Consider the following 16580-nt stretch of genomic DNA (forward strand, 5'->3'; position numbering starts at 1 on the left):
TCGCTGTGGAAATCGTCACTGTGACGGCGCTCGTATACGTCGCGCTAGGGTCCGGCGAGAACGTTGGCGTCGCTACGCTGGCTTGACTGCCTACTGTGTAGCTGTACCAGGCCGTGTCGGCTGCCGCTCCGTTGAAATACGTAAAGCTGTAGTTAATCACATTGCCCGCAGCAACCGTCATCGTTTGCTCGTAACGGGACTGCGCGGCATTGTACGTCGTTCTGACGTTTTGCTGTGCGCCTGAATTAATGTTGTAGTGAATGTCTACCCACGACATGCCCGAGCTTGGCTTGTACCAAGCGACTGCCGTCGTTCCCGATACGTCTACGCCGTGATCCTGTCCCGGATCTGTCGGAGGCGGTGTGCAGTTGCTGCTGCAAATCGCGTAGGCGGCGCTGGCTACCGCCGACGGGGTCATGCCGGCTTTGACGGCAATCGCTTTAACCGTAGCGGACTGCGAAAGCGCGAAACCGCTTGTGTACTTCGTCGAGGATGTGGTCGGCGCGCTGCCGTCGGTCGTGTAGTAAATGTCCGCGCCGCTTGTCGCTGTGGAAATCGTCACCGTGACGGCGCTCGTATACGTCGCGCTAGGGTCCGGCGAGAACGTTGGCGTCGCTACGCTGGCTTGACTGCCTACTGTGTAGCTGTACCAGGCCGTGTCGGCTGCCGCTCCGTTGAAATACGTAAAGCTGTAGTTGATCACATTGCCCGCGGCAACCGTCACTGGCTGCTCAAATCTGGTTTGAGCCGCGTTGTAGGTTGTCCTTACGTTCTGTTGCGCTCCCCCGTTGATATTGTAGTGGATGTCCACCCACGACATGCCTGCGCTTGGCTTGAACCAAACCGCCGCATTCGTTCCGGAAACATCAACTCCGTGCGTATAGTCGGTCGCTCCCGCACTTAATGCAAAAAGGGGCATACTGAGAATAACAACCATGCAAAGTAAAACCAGTCTTGTAAACTTGCTTTTCATCGTTCGTTCACCTCTTGCTTCAAAATTAGTGTGTAATACTGCTGCCCGGCTGCGCACCAACCTCGCATGGATCGGAAAAGCGCTCCAGCACAATCGAGAAAGCGCTTTCTAAATAAATTTTAATATACTTTTTTTTCATGCATAAGGCCAAAGTTTTACTGGGAATTGTTGCAAAAAAGTCCTATTCGAAGCTAGGACATGAGCGGTCTGCGACTCGCGGCCAGCATGTCCGGCGCCCTGTCCTTTCGCATCCGTAGTCCGGCGCCGGACAATAAAAAAAGAGCTGTCCCGCCACCCCCAGGTGACTTGCGACAGCCCATCTTGTTAATCAACTATGCTCTCTCCGCCCTCTAGACGAGCGGTATAATCGTGATTTTCAGATGCTTCTTCAATTTGGCCATACGCCCAATGGCTGGCTGGAACATCGGGCCAATGCGGCGAAAACACGCCATATAGCGGGCCGCGATTCAGCAAACGATTGACGATGGCCACTGCCTCTGCTCTTGTCAGTTGGCCGTTCGGCTTATAGGTTCCGTCCGGGTAGCCGTCCACAATTTGCGCGCGATGCGCCGCTTCAATGGCGGGTGAGGCCCAATGGCTCGCGGCGACATCGACAAAGCTGGATTGCTCGGGGACAGGGCTGGCCAATTGCTTTAATCTCGCTGCAATGACTGCCATTTCCCCCCGTGTCAGCGGGACATCCGGTCTGAAATTGCCGTTCTCATCTCCAATCATCAGTCCCGTACGTTTGACAAATTCGATCATGGAAAATGCCCAATGCGTAGACGGTACGTCCGGGTAAGAGGGAACGCCTGCTTCTTTGTCCTGCCCACCCAGAATTCGTGCCAGAATAGCAGCGATTTCTGCGCGCGTCGTCGTTTGCTCGGGCCTGAAGGTCCCGTCCGCAAAGCCTTGCATGTACGCTGAATGATATTGTTTCATGTTCAGGATGGCAAAAGTGCTGAATTTGTTAACGTCAAACTGTAGGCCATACAAACCCGGCCGATAGTCAACCACGCGTGGCTGTTCGACTCGCTTTTCTCCATCGCTATGTTCAATATAGACCGGGAGCTTGGCCAGGAAATCCGCTCTTTCTCCGGCATCTGTCGGCAGACGCACATCGCGCACAGGCAAGATCAAGGTAACCCGATGATTTTGCAGATTCGTTTCAATCGTCATTGGACGAGCGATAATCTCTACCTCTTTACCTTGCGCCAAAAGGATCACGGACTGCTCAGCCCGCGCACGTCGTTCCAACTCGCGCCGTCGCTGTTCTTCTTTAATGGGAACCAGACGGAAATATACGTCATCCTTCACACCGCTTAATGAAGTATGCGGAACTCGCACGATGACGTTCTCTGTGCAGATTTCCAGATCCATTTGCGACTTGCTCAATAGCTGGATGACTGCTGCAGGAATAATAACATCTGTAAGGGACACCTCATCTTTGACGTCCGGAATGACGATCCGCACCGTCGATTGCCCTGCCGTTAGAAGGAGCGGGAGCACGTCTTCCAGTTGATCCGGCGTTAATACATATTGATCATGAATGGCACCATTCGGATCGGTTGTGCGCGTGATCGTAATGGTACCGACCGCTTCACCCGGCTTCCCGCTTTCCACATACCCGGTGACAGGTACGGTTATCAATGAAGCAGGCTCCAGTAATTGCGGGAAGGAAGGAACGACGGCAAAGCTTGTATTGCTGATCCGAAGCGTGAAGCGCTGGTCAGCCCCTCCGCTGAAGCTGAATGTTAGCGTTATGGCCCCGATGGGAAGGCTGGCCAAATACGTTTTTTGGAGCATCACGACGTTGCCTGCTACGATGTAGTCCACCCCGGCAGTTAATACAACGGGCCCTTGCCGGATATTCGTGAGCGTATGGCCATTTAACGTCAATGTCACCCTGACATCAGTCTGCATATTGGGTTTTTTATCAAAAAAAGCTATCGTCGGACTGAGCTGGCTGTCCAGCGATGTGGTAGTGTCCGTGATCGTCACGGACAAGCTTTGATCCGCTCCCGCGCTGAACTTGAATACCAGCGTCACAGAGCCGTTCGCCAAGCTGGCGAGATACGCTTTTTGAAGCGTCACAACGTTGCCCGCTACGGTATAGTCCGTTCCCGCCGTCAAGGACGCAGCCCCGTTCCACACGCCGGAAAATGTATTCCCATTTAACGTCAGCGTAACGGGTACGTCTGCTTGCGCGCTCACCTTTTTATCGAACGCAGCTGTCGTTGGACTGATCTGGCTGTCCAGTGGCGTCGTATCCGTGATCGTCACCGACAAGCTTTGATCCAATCCCGCACTGAACTTGAATACCAGCGTCGCTGTGCCATTCGCTAAGCTGGCGAGGTACGCTTTTTGAAGCGTCACAACGTTGCCCGCTACGTCATAATCGGTTCCCGCGGTCAGAGCCGCAGCCCCGTTCCACACACCGGAAAATGTATTCCCGTTTAACGTCAGCGTAACGGGTACGTCCGCTTGCGCGCTCACCTTTTTATCGAACGCAGCTGTCGTTGGACTGATCTGGCTGTCAGACGGCGTCGTGTCCGTGATCGTCACCGACAAGCTTTGATCCGCTCCCGCGCTGAACTTGAATACTAGCGTTGCCGAACCATTCCCTAATGTAGCCAAATACGCCTTTTGAAGCGTGACGACATTACCTGCCACCGTATAGTCCGTTCCAGCAGTTAAGGACGCAGACCCGTTCCACACGCCGGAAAATGTATTCCCATTTAACGTCAGCGTCACGGGCACGTCCGCTTGCGCGCTCACCTTTTTATCGAATGCTGCTGTCGTTGGACTGATTTGGCTATCCAGTGGCGTTGTATCCGTGATCGTCATCGACAAGCTTTGATCCGCTCCCGCGCTGAACTTGAAGACCAGCGTCGCTGTGCCATTAGCTAAGCTGGCAAGATACGCTTTTTGAAGCGTCACAACGTTGCCTGCCACCGTATAGTCCGTTCCCGCAGTTAAGGACGCAGCCCCGTTCCACACACCTGAGAACGTATTCCCATTTAATGTAAGCGTGACGGGTACGTCTGCTTGCGCGCTCACCTTTTTATCGAACGCAGCCGTGGTTGGACTGATTTGGCTATCTAGTGGTGTTGTATCCGTGATCGTCACCGACAAGCTTTGGTCCACTCCCGCGCTGAACTTGAATACTAGCGTCACAGAGCCGTTCGCCAAGTTGGCGAGGTATGCTTTTTGAAGCGTCACAACGTTGCCCGCTACTGTATAATCGGTCCCGGCAGTCAAGGCCGCAGACCCGTTCCACACGCCGGAAAATGTATTCCCATTTAACGTCAGCGTGACCGGCACGTCCGCTTGCGCGCTCACCTTTTTATCGAACGCAGCTGTCGTTGGACTAATCTGGCTGTCAGACGGCGTCGTGTCCGTGATCGTCACCGACAAGCTTTGGTCCGCTCCCGCGCTGAACTTGAATACTAGCGTCACAGAGCCGTTCGCCAAGCTGGCGAGGTACGCTTTTTGAAGCGTCACAACGTTACCTGCTACGGTATAATCGGTTCCCGCGATCAAAGCCGCGGCTCCGTTCCACACACCTGAGAACGTATTCCCGTTTAACGTCAGCGTCACGGGCACGTCCGCTTGCGCACTCACCTTTTTATCGAACGCAGCCGTGGTTGGACTGATTTGGCTGTCCAGTGGTGTTGTGTCCGTGATCGTCACGGACAAGCTTTGGTCCGCCCCCGCGCTGAACTTGAATACTAGCGTTGCCGAACCGTTGGCTAATGTAGCCAAATATGCTTTTTGAAGCGTCACAACGTTGCCCGCTACGTCATAATCGGTTCCCGCGGTCAGAGCCGCAGCCCCGTTCCACACACCCGAGAACGTATTCCCGTTTAAAGTCAGCGTCACGGGCACGTCCGCTTGCGCGCTCACCTTTTTATCGAACGCAGCTGTCGTTGGACTAATCTGGCTGTCCAGTGGTGTCGTATCCGTGATCGTCACCGACAAGCTCTGATCCGCTCCGCCACTGAACTTGAAGACCAGCGTAGCTGTGCCATTGGCCAAGGTGGCCAGGTACGCTTTTTGAAGCGTCACAACGTTTCCTGCTAGGGTATAATCGGTCCCGGCAGCCAAGGTCGAGGCCCCATTCCACACGCCGGAAAATGTATTCCCGTTTAACGTCAGCGTGACGGGTACGTCCGCTTGCGCGCTCACCTTTTTATCAAACGCAGCTGTCGTTGGACTGATTTGGCTGTTAGACGGGGTCGTATCCGTGATCGTCACCGATAAGCTTTGGTCCGCTCCCGCGCTGAACCTGAATGCCAGTGTGATTGTGCCATTAGCTAAGCTGGCAAGATACGCTTTTTGAAGCGTCACAACGTTACCTGCTACGGTATAATCGGTCCCGGCAGTTAAGGCCGCAGCCCCGTTCCACACGCCGGAAAATGTATTCCCGTTTAACGTCAGCGTCACGGGCACGTCCGCTTGCGCGCTCACCTTTTTATCAAACGCAGCTGTTGTTGGACTGATCTGGCTATCCAGTGGCGTTGTATCCGTGATCGTCATCGACAAGCTTTGGTCCGCTCCCGCGCTGAACTTGAATGCCAGCGTGGCTGTGCCATTCGCCAAGCCAGCGAGGTACGCTTTTTGAAGCGTCACAACGTTTCCTGCTACGGTATAGTCCGTTCCCGCAGTTAAGGACGCAGCCCCATTCCACACGCCGGAAAATGTATTCCCGTTTAACGTCAGCGTCACGGGCACGTCCGCTTGCGCGCTCGCTTTCTTATCAAACGCAGCTGTCGTTGGACTGATCTGACTGTCAGACGGCGTCGTGTCCGTGATCGTCATCGACAAGCTTTGGTCCGCTCCCGCGTTGAACTTGAATACTAGCGTCGCTGTGCCATTGGCCAAGCTGGCGAGATACGTTTTTTGAAGCGTCACAACGTTGCCCGCTACGGAATAATCGGTCCCGGCAGTCAAGGGAGAGGCTCCGTTCCAGACACCTGAGAACGTATTCCCGTTTAACGTCAGCGTGACCGGCACGTCCGCCTGCGCGCTCGCTTTCTTATCAAACGCAGCTGTCGTTGGACTGATCTGACTGTCAGACGGCGTCGTATCCGTGATCGTCACCGACAAGTTTTGGTCCGCTCCCGCGTTGAACTTGAATACTAGCGTCACAGAGCCGTTCCCCAAGCCAGCGAGGTACGCTTTTTGAAGCGTCACAACGTTTCCTGCTACCGTATAATCGGTTCCCGCGGTCAAAGCCGCAGCCCCGTTCCACACGCCGGAAAATGTATTCCCGTTTAACGTCAGAGTGACGGGTACGTCCGCTTGCGCGCTCACCTTTTTATCAAACGCAGCTGTCGTTGGACTGATCTGGCTGTCCAGTGGCGTCGTATCCGTGATCGTCACCGACAAGCTCTGATCCGCTCCGCCACTGAACTTGAAGACCAGCGTAGCTGTGCCATTGGCCAAGGTGGCCAGGTACGCTTTTTGAAGCGTCACAACGTTTCCTGCTACGGTATAATCGGTTCCCGCGGTCAGAGCCGCGGCTCCGTTCCACACACCGGAAAATGTATTCCCGTTTAACGTCAGCGTAATGGGTACGTCAGCTTGCGCACTCACCTTTTTATCGAACGCAGCTGTTGTTGGACTGATCTGGCTGTCAGACGGCGTCGTGTCCGTGATCGTCACCGACAAGCTTTGATCCGCTCCCGCGCTGAACTTGAATACTAGCGTTGCTGTGCCATTGGACAAGGTGGCGAGGTACGCTTTTTGAAGCGTCACAACGTTACCTGATACGGTATAGTCCGTTCCAGCAGTCAAGGCCGAGGCCCCGTTCCACACACCTGAGAACGTATTCCCATTTAACGTCAGCGTCACGGGCACGTCCGCTTGCGCGCTCACCTTTTTATCAAACGCAGCTGTCGTTGGACTGATTTGGCTATCCAGTGGTGTTGTGTCCGTGATCGTCACAGACAAGCTTTGGTCCGCTCCCGCGCTGAACTTGAATACTAGCGTCACAGAGCCGTTCGCCAAGCTGGCGAGGTACGCTTTTTGAAGCGTCACAACATTACCTGCTACGGTATAATCGGTCCCGGCAGTTAAGGACGCAGCCCCGTTCCAGACACCTGAGAACGTATTGCCATTTAACGTCAGCGTCACGGGAACGTTCGCTTGCGCGCTCACCTTCTTATCGAACGCAGCTGTCGTTGGACTGATCTGGCTGTCCAGTGGCGTCGTATCCGTGATCGTCACCGACAAGCTCTGGTCCGCTCCGCCACTGAACTTGAAGACCAGCGTCGCTGTGCCATTGGCCAACGTAGCTAAATACGCCTTTTGAAGCGTCACAACGTTTCCTGCCACCGTATAGTCCGTTCCCGCAGTTAATGCCGCAGCCCCGTTCCACACACCAGAGAACGTATTCCCATTTAACGTCAGCGTTACGGGTACGTCCGCTTGCGCGCTCACTTTCTTATCAAACGCAGCCGTAGTTGGACTGATTTGGCTATCCAGTGGTGTTGTATCCGTGATCGTCACCGACAAGCTTTGGTCCGCTCCCGCGCTGAACTTTAATACTAGCGTCGCTGTGCCATTCGCCAAGCTGGCGAGGTACGCTTTTTGAAGCGTCACAACGTTTCCTGCCACCGTATAGTCCGTTCCCGCAGTTAATGCCGCAGCCCCGTTCCACACGCCTGAGAATGTATTCCCGTTTAACGTCAGCGTCACGGGCACGTCCGCTTGCGCGCTCACCTTTTTATCGAACGCAGCTGTTGTTGGACTGATCTGGCTGTCAGACGGCGTCGTGTCCGTGATCGTCACCGACAAGCTTTGGTCCGCTCCCGCGTTGAACTTGAATACCAGCGTCGCTGTGCCATTGGCCAACGTGGCCAAATACGCCTTTTGAAGCGTCACAACGTTTCCTGCTACGGTATAATCGGTCCCCGCAGTCAAGGCCGCAGCCCCGTTCCACACGCCTGAGAACGTATTCCCATTTAACGTCAGCGTCACGGGTACGTCCGCTTGCGCGCTCACCTTTTTATCGAACGCAGCTGTCGTTGGACTGATTTGGCTGTCCAGTGGTGTCGTATCCGTGATCGTCACCGACAAGCTTTGATCCGTTCCCGCGCTGAACTTGAATACTAGCGTTGCTGTGCCATTCGCCAAGCTGGCGAGGTACGCTTTTTGAACCGTCACAACGTTACCTGCTACGGTATAGTCCGTTCCAGCAGTCAAGGCCGCAGCCCCGTTCCACACACCTGAGAACGTATTGCCGTTTAACGTCAGCGTCACGGGAACGTCTGCTTGCGCGCTCACCTTTTTATCGAATGCAGCCGTAGTTGGACTGATCTGGCTGTCCAGTGGCGTCGTATCCGTGATCGTCACCGACAAGCTCTGGTCCGCTCCGCCACTGAACTTGAAGACCAGCGTCGCCGTGCCATTGGCCAAGGTGGCCAAATACGCCTTACGAACGGTTACCATTGTACCCGTTGCGTCCACGGCATAGTCGCTGCCGGCAGTCAGTACCGAAGCGCCGTTGCCAATCCCCGTAAACGTATTGCCATTTAACGTCAGCGTTACCCCGATATCCGCTTGCGCAGCGGTCATTTTGTCAAATGCCGCATTCGCCGGACTGATCTGGCTATCGGACGCAAAAGTATAGACATATCCAGCGGTATCTGTTGCCGAAGCCCCATCGAAATAAGTAAACTTGAAATCGAGCACATCGCCCGCCGTAAGACTGACATCCTGCTCGTACCTGGCTTTCGAGGAATTATAGGTCATTCTGACGTTTTGCTGCCCGCCTGAGTTGATGTTGTAATGCAGGTCTGTCCAAATCAGCGATTGGCTGTATTGGAACCAGACGGTGGCCGTCGTTCCGGCCATTTCCACACCGTGGTCCGTCAAGCAGCTGCTTGTACAAATGGTATAGGCAGCGCTGGCTACTGCCGAAGGATTCAGTCCTGTTTTCACCCCGATGGCTTGAATGGTAGTGGACTGCGTAATGGTGAACGGCCCCCAGTATCGCGTCGAAGACGAGGTCGGCGTGCTTCCATCCGTCGTATAGTAAAGCTCCGCGCCGCTGGTTGATGTGGTGATCGCCACTGTAGCTGACCCGTTATACGTTCCGCTTGAGCCAGGCCAGATCACAGGCTTGGAAACGCTGCTCGAAGCCGTAGCCTGATACCAAGGCGTATCAATCGCATTGGCGCCGTCAAAATACGTAAAGCTGTAATTGACTACATCGTGGTCCGCAACGGTTAGGGGTTGCTCATATCGGGTCAAACTGGAGTTGTAAGTCATTCTGATGTTTTGCTGGGCGCCCGAATTGAGATTGTAATGCACATCGACCCAGAGCATGCTCACCTCCGGTTGTAACCAAATGGTGGCTGCCGTTCCCGCGACGTCAACGCCATGCGTGTAATCAGCTGCTTCGGCTTGCTGACCCGATAGCGGTATGCATAACAGGACGACCAAGCCCAGTATGACGAATCGGAAAAATTTGCTTCTCCTCATGCTCTCACCTCGTGGAATGAATGGATGGTGTGTGGAAGTCTCGCGAAAACCGCGAAGTGATCGAGAACGCCAAAATTCGGGAACCGGCCCTTTCGATGAAACCGCTTACTCAATCGAAGCTCACGCCCCGTTGGATATGGCATATTTAGACCTACATCGAATGTGTAATTCATTTTAATACGGTTCACAACCCGCTCATAAGGCCTGAATTCATCTGGGAGCAACCCGCTTGAATGTCCTATTTTCATCTAGGAGCAAGCTTCACCGCACAAAAAAAACGCGACCGGCGACAGCCGCTTACTGCGGCCCATCCTCCAGATCACGTTCGATTATCGGTCACTACAGCCATTTCCTTTTGGCTGCAAGCACCGCTGCTTCCTTGCTGTTGCGAACCCCTAACTTTTTCAAAATATTCGTAACATGGTTCTTGATCGTACTTCTCGATACGTTCAGTTGCCGTTGAATTTGTTCCTGCGTTTGCCCTTGATAGATTCGTTGTAAAATTTCTTTTTCCGTTGGCGTCAGCATACCGGCCTGTTCCTTCTGCTTCAACCGCAAAAATTCCAGCAGCAGCACCTCCGCGCCGCTCGCATGAATCGAGGTCCGGTTCTGATAAGCTGCACGGACGGCTTCAGGCAAATCCTTGTACGCAGTCTTTTCGATAAAATTCACAGCTCCCAGCGCAAAGGTATCGATGATAATATCCCCTTCCGACATCGAGGTCAGAACGATGACTTTCGTAGCCGGCTTCAAGCGAATCATGTCTCCGGCTGCTTCTAGCCCGTCGTGTTGATAAGCGGTCAGCATCACATCGACAATGGCTACATCGATATCAATCAACTGGACAATTTGCAGCGCTTCTTCCTTGGTAGCCACGGCTCCGATCACAACCAGATCCGGTTCAGCTTGCAAATATTCGGTCAACGCGTTTCGCCAAAACTCTTCATCGTCAACCAGAAGCACCTTGATCATTTGCAATCCCATCCTTCCCTCCAGGCATTCCGCTTCGCGGGCGATTCAAGCGCGGCATCCGCTTCTTCTCCCGCATATCTAGTCACAGGAAAGCATAACGTCACGGTCGTACCTTCGTTGAGGCGACTTGCGAATAGCAGACGCCCCCGATGCTTTTCCATCACGTGCAAGCAATAGGATAATCCGAGTCCGAAGTTTTGTCTATTCTTTTTGGTACTGAAAAAAGGCTCCAGCGCAAAAGGCAGCAGATCCTCTTGCATCCCTTTCCCGTAATCCTTGAACGCAACGCAGATTTCCTTGTCGGCTTTGCGAATCGAGATGTCGATCCGTTTGTCGGTATCCAACGCCTCTAGCGCATTCATCACAATATTGCTGAACGCTTCCTGAATGTGCACGCTGTCGACCGTCAATATCGGCCGCAGCTGGTAATCTTTTCTGATTTCAACATGCTCGCTGGCCATCGATGCCGCATTCATCAGTAAGCTGCGTTCCAGAATATCGACCAACGAGTGGCGCTCCTCCTTGATTTCCAGAACCCGGGAGTGATATTCGATCCGTTTAACAACTTCCAATAAATGTATGGTAGAATTGCGCGCAATTTCAATTTCATTGAGGATAGCTTGCGAGTCCGGATGTGATGCTAATTTCGTTAATTTGGTTAATTGAAAATCAATTTTGCCGATTTCATTTTTAATCGCGTGATTCAACATCGACGTACTGGACACAACGGCCCGCACGGAGCCGATAATCCGTTCTTTTTCAAATTTAATCTGGACGCCAAGGATGCCGAAACGAATGCAGAAGTAGGTGACAAATACGATCGTTGAAAGGCCGATGCTCCACGAAATAAGCGCCTCTTGCTCAACTCCAAACACGGGAAACACATAATCCTTCAGCATGACCAGACAAACAACCGGAATAAAAGCGCAGCAAATAAATAAGCGGTACCCCCGCACAAGGCGGTTGCATTCCGCCCTGAATCCGTGAATCAGCAGCACGCCCCCCGCTGCAAAGTAAGGCACGATCCACAAGATGACAAATAGACGCGGAAATTCCTCCTGAGCATTCGCCAAACTGTAGATCAGCGACGCGAGGGCAGGAATCAGCAATACGAACAATCCTCTTCTGTGCCATTTCGCGGAAAGCTCGGGATGAAAGGCAATTGCAAACATGAAAAAAACATAGGGGAGCGCATAATAGGCGATGATCGTAAAAATCAGATACAGCCAGTTGGCGGATTCCAACAGCCAAGCATGCAATGCTTGACCGGCATGGCCGCGCTGCTCCAGCCGTGGAAGCAATCCGGCCCACGCGTGCGCGATATTGCCGATCACACCGACAATCGATGAAACGCCGATCCAGCGGCACGTCATTTTATAAACGTCTCTTTTGCTGTCTGTAACAAAAATAAGCACACAAAGGATCAGAAAAAAAACGATAAGTACAATCGAAATGATCATAAGCCCCACCCTTTAGGAAAATGGATCTCCCTGACCTGGTAGTCGGGGAAAGCGCGCTCCGGGCTGTTCAGCTGGCAAAACTGGCCCTCCGGTGCGACGATGGCGTCCGATGCGCCCTGGGACGGCGCTTTGTTCCCTCCGCGATATTGCCGTGATCTGAAGGAGCCTGTTGAACATATGGCAGGGATTTCATCTATCTTGTGTAACAGTATTCTTCATTATCCAAACCTGCCGGAATAGGAGAAGACCGGCCAGATCAACCTGACCGGTCTTGAAAACTGTTTGTTTACTGGAATGGAACCGTGAGCTTGGAAACCTGAGCCGCATTGGACGGCGCATTGACCAGAACCGAAGTGCTCGTGTTGCCGATGGCGTTCCATATTTTGACGGTAATCTTGCCGTTTACCATGTTCGCGAAGGAGCCGGAAGAGAAGCCTGGCGAAATATTTCTCGTTTCGTTGTACAGCTCCCAGCCGGTAACCGGATCAGTGGCGAAATAGTTGTACGTTTCCGTTTTGACAAGTGTGCCGTCGCCGTGGAAGTCGTACACGATTTGTACCTGCACCCCGTCACCTACACCAGTCGCAGCGTCGACATACAGATTAAACTTGCTCGTTCCGCCGGATTGATACGTTCCGTTCAAGCCGGTAATCGTGTAAACTTGCGCATTGGTTGGCGTGCCGTCACGGTTTGCACCACCCGCGCTTTGGATCGTATCGCTGGCTGCGCTGCTGCCAGCCGTACCGCTCAGTACCCCGCTGCTTTTCACATACAGTACACTTGGCATACCGGACGGTGTCGGCGTCGGTGTTGGCGTCGGCGTCGGCGTTGGTGTCGGTGTTGGCGTTGGTGTCGGCGTTGGCGTTGGCGTTGGCGTTGGTGTCGGCGTCGGTGTTGGCGTCGGCGTTGGCGTTGGTGTCGGTGTCGGTGTCGGCGTCGGTGTTGGCGTCGGCGTTGGTGTCGGCGTCGGCGTTGGTGTCGGCGTCGGCGTTGGCGTTGGCGTTGGCGTTGGTGTCGGCGTCGGCGTTGGCGAAGAACCGTACGTCACCGGCGAGCTGAATACATTGTCCGTAGGACCTGGATAGAACTTTTGACCGCTTGCCTGGCTGAACGTATAGAACCGCGCTTCAATCGTATTGCCCGCTGCATAGGTGCCGGCAGGACGCGTGCTCGAATACGTGTATGTTCCGTTGCCGTTGTTGACTTCACTGCTTACCGCATTCGTATCGGCATAGTCCTGTGCACCGTTTTTCTTGGCGAACACATAGACGTATGTTTTAGGCTCGGTCAAAGTAATCGAGAACTTTACCGAACCGTTGCCCAGATCGGAGATCACCACTGCGCCTGTTGTCGGCGTCGGCGTTGGTGTTGGTGTTGGTGTTGGTGTCGGCGTTGGTGTCGGCGTACCTGTTGGCGTTGGTGTTGGCGTCGCTGTCGGCGTAGCCGTTGGCGTTCCGCTTGGTGTCGGCGTTGGCGTTGCTGTCGGTGTAGGCGTTGGCGTGTTGTTGGTGCCGGTTTGTGAAATGCCCGAACGGTTGTCCATCGAGCCGTTTACTCCGCCCTTCCAAGCCATCGAATGCGCGGCTACAGTCAACGTCTGACCGTCGGAGAACGTCACGGTCAGCGGAGCGTTCGTCACGTTATTGGCTACATACGTGTTCACACCGTTTTTCGTAATGACGGAATACAGCGGCGTGTTGGCTGTAATGCTGCCGTTCACCCGGCCCAGCGCTTGCATGGAGTACAACCAGCTGTATGTTTGCGCTTGGCTGAGGCCTTGTTCGTTCTGAATGCCGGCAGAGTTCATGTAATTCGGATTGGCGTTGTACAAGCTGATCGCACCGTCCGGATCATAGAACGCTTGGAACAGCCAAAGCAGGTCTGCCCACCAGGTCCAGCTGTCGCTGCCCATTTCCGCTTTCAACTGATCGATCGAAGCTTTGTCGACATCCGGATACAAACCAAGGTACATCGATGCGCCCGTCAATGGCAGCATGTTGATGCCGCGTTTTTCCTGCGGGTCTCCGGTCCACCATACCCCATAGGTCGATTGTCCGCCCCATTGCTGGCCTGTTTGGTTGGCAAGCACGGCAAAGTTCTGGAAGTTGGTCGAGCCTTGCGGCGTGACGACCTGCACCATGAAATTGCTTGGCACCTGCATCGGAACCTTGAAGGTAATGGCTGTGTTGCTCCAGCTCAGCGGCGTCAGCGTCGCGCTGCCGAATTTGACGGTCCCCGGCGTTGTGCCGAAGTTGCTGCCATTGATCGTGACCGTCGTGCCCGGAGTTCCGTTGCTAGGCGTCACGCTGCTGGTGGACGGGCCGGTTCCTGCTGCTTTGAAGGTGTACGTGTACGGGTTTTTGTCGTCTGTGTTGCCCGGATCGCCGACAAAGCCGTTGGTGAACCAATATTTGATCACGTCGCCGTCGTTCAGGCCCGTAATCGTATAAGCGAGCTTATTTGTTCCCGGAACCGCCACCATGAATTCATCGTGGTTAGCGCCGTTGACTTGATAATGCATGATCGAAAGCTTCATGGCTTGGCCTGGCGTCAGCGTCAGCGTAGCGGAGGAGCTGCTGGCGTTGCTCCAGCTTTGCGAATATCCGTGCTCGGTCGGAATGTCCGGCAAGTAGTTGCCGTTCACTTGATACCATTGGTCAAGCGCGGTATGCGTTTCCGTCGTGTACAGATAGATGCCGAGATCAACATATTTTTGCTGGTTGGTCGCCAGTCCCCATTGAATCATCGAGGACCACATTTGAATACCTTCGGACGAAGACTCCACGTTGTTGCCGTCGGCGAAGTTGGCTTTACCATCCGTCCAGGAGTGACCGGCATAAGGATCGAACGAGCGCATATACGGGAACATCGTGTTATTGTGATCCGTATTCGCGACATCGTCGAACAGCTGATTGATCATCGCGCCGTATTTCGTTTGCGTGGCCCAGTCCGGATTGTTAAGCGCAATCTGCGAAGCCGCGTGAGTCAGATAACCCCAGGTAAACGAGTGGTCGTTGATCGAGCCATCGGTACCGAAGCCGGCCGGATAAGCAATCATCGTGCCCCAGTTTTTGTCATAATAGAACAGATCGGCGGACTTCGCCGCGCCGCTGGCAGTCGTAGCTGTCAAGTAATCGGCGAGATCCTGCTCCAGCCACTTCTCAAGGCTTTCGGCCGAAGTCGCGTCGCCAAGCGTCTGCGCGAGCGGCACAACGTTCATCACACGGCCGTAAGCACAGCCTTTCGTATAGCTGACCACGACGCCTGGACGGTCCGTACAGGTATTTTTGATCGCTTGAGTAAGATGATTCGGCTCATTGGCCACGTTCTGGACATAAGTGCTCAATTTGGCAGCATCATAGTTGCCGACCGCAGGCACATAAGGCAAAATGCCGTGATACGTCAGTGTCGTCGAGAACGAGCTGCCCGCCACCGTTTTCATCATCCCGTGCGCTGAGGCGAATTGCTGGGACAACACGTTCGCGCCGCTGTCCAGGCTGTTCCACTGCGACGGATAAAGCGCCATAATCGTACCGGATTGACTGCCTTCCATCGTCTGGGTCGCTGCAGTGTAGGTTGTGTGTACCTGGGAGCTCGTTTGATCGACGGAGTAGCTGACGGTCGTTTTGGACGCGCCCTGGTTCGTAATGAAATTGTAGGCATACTGCTGGTACGTCGCCAAGGTGGAAGCGGAGGCGTCAGGCAGCGCGGCGACCGAGAAATAGGTCTTGCCGCTAGGCAGCACGCAAGTCAGTGTCGTCGTGCCGATGCCTGTCCATGTAGCGCCGGTTGGACCGAACAAGCCGTAGGTGTGGCCGTTGCTTTGAATTTGCAGCACGTTCGAGCTGGCGGAACCGCTTACAATCGTTGGCGCCGTATCGAACTTCAGCTGCGGATTGCCGCCGGCATACGTGGCGTACAGGTAAGGCGAGCCCATCGAGGCCGTCACGCGCATCGAGTTCGCGCCGGTTTGCCACAGCATGGACACCGACCAGTCGGAGTAGCCGTCCACCAGCTTTTGCGGGAACGTCGTTGTGCTTGTGGTGCCGAGGGTGAAATCGGCAATCTGATTGCCGTTGAAAACAGCGTGGCGATAAATACCGCTCACCTTGGTCAACGTACCGTTTGAGTCGTAAAGATTGGCGCTGGCGTATGCATCCGGGTTGCTCACCTGAATGCCGGCAGCAACCGCCGTCAATTGCAGCGGATCAGCAAACATTTGATATGAAAAAGGGTTCCACGCCGCCGAGCTCCACCATTTGTTGGTTGGCATCGGTCCGGTAACGTTGGCTGTGCGGTAAATCGTCGCTTGCGGCGCAATCGTACCTTGAACCGTCGGCAGCGCCGTCGTGTAGCTGCCCGCGCCAACCGGAACAATCGGGCTGTCCGCAGACACCGAAGCGGCAAATGGACCGGCTGCCATTGAAACGGTCAAACACGCGGATAAAAGAACTTGCTTGGAAAAAAGCTTGATTCGCATAGACTCACTCCCCATTCATTTGTGGGTCATTCTCTTCATAACGGAAATCACGATCTTTGTGCATAGGGCGGAACGCCGTCTGTGATCCAGTTGGCTGCTTCCTCCCGGCGGCAGGACTGGCGAATGCGTCACCGAGACTTTGTATACGCTTTCATCAAAACTTTGAAAAAAATCGCTCCCTCCCGATCCTTACCCTACCTCAGAC

At 54.2% G+C, this 16580-nt stretch carries 5 protein-coding genes; all 5 read right to left on the bottom strand.

Features of this window, described 5'->3' with window-relative positions; translation table 11 throughout:
- On the bottom strand, window positions 1–973 hold a 973-nt coding region (locus B5M42_RS23300), incomplete at its 3' end, for a chitobiase/beta-hexosaminidase C-terminal domain-containing protein (RefSeq protein ID WP_230633161.1).
- A gap of 324 nt (window positions 974–1297) precedes the next feature.
- On the bottom strand, window positions 1298–9463 hold the full coding sequence (locus B5M42_RS23305; RefSeq protein WP_230633162.1) for a X2-like carbohydrate binding domain-containing protein: 8166 nt from the start codon (window positions 9461–9463) through the stop codon (window positions 1298–1300).
- A 339-nt stretch (window positions 9464–9802) separates the two neighbouring features.
- The gene (locus B5M42_RS23310) at window positions 9803–10435 is read right to left on the bottom strand and encodes a response regulator transcription factor (RefSeq protein ID WP_167690378.1); all 633 of its coding nucleotides are present in this window, start codon (window positions 10433–10435) and stop codon (window positions 9803–9805) included.
- The gene (locus B5M42_RS23315; RefSeq protein WP_134757810.1) at window positions 10432–11895 is read right to left on the bottom strand and encodes a sensor histidine kinase; all 1464 of its coding nucleotides are present in this window, start codon (window positions 11893–11895) and stop codon (window positions 10432–10434) included. The genes B5M42_RS23310 and B5M42_RS23315 overlap by 4 nt, the downstream gene beginning before the upstream one ends.
- Before the next feature lie 286 nt (window positions 11896–12181).
- Window positions 12182–16375, bottom strand: a complete 4194-nt coding sequence (locus B5M42_RS23320) for a glycosyl hydrolase (RefSeq protein WP_230633163.1) — start codon at window positions 16373–16375, stop codon at window positions 12182–12184.
- Between the last annotated feature and the right edge of the window lie 205 nt (window positions 16376–16580).

The organism is Paenibacillus athensensis, assembly GCF_004514475.2.
In the GTDB taxonomy this organism is placed as follows: domain Bacteria; phylum Bacillota; class Bacilli; order Paenibacillales; family NBRC-103111; genus Paenibacillus_AL; species Paenibacillus_AL athensensis.

Coding starts and splice junctions, on each gene's coding strand:
- B5M42_RS23305 (WP_230633162.1), bottom strand. CDS start 9,463: ATGAGGAGAAGCAAATTTTTCCGATTCGTCATACTGGGCTTGGTCGTC.
- B5M42_RS23310 (WP_167690378.1), bottom strand. CDS start 10,435: ATGATCAAGGTGCTTCTGGTTGACGATGAAGAGTTTTGGCGAAACGCG.
- B5M42_RS23315 (WP_134757810.1), bottom strand. CDS start 11,895: ATGATCATTTCGATTGTACTTATCGTTTTTTTTCTGATCCTTTGTGTG.
- B5M42_RS23320 (WP_230633163.1), bottom strand. CDS start 16,375: ATGCGAATCAAGCTTTTTTCCAAGCAAGTTCTTTTATCCGCGTGTTTG.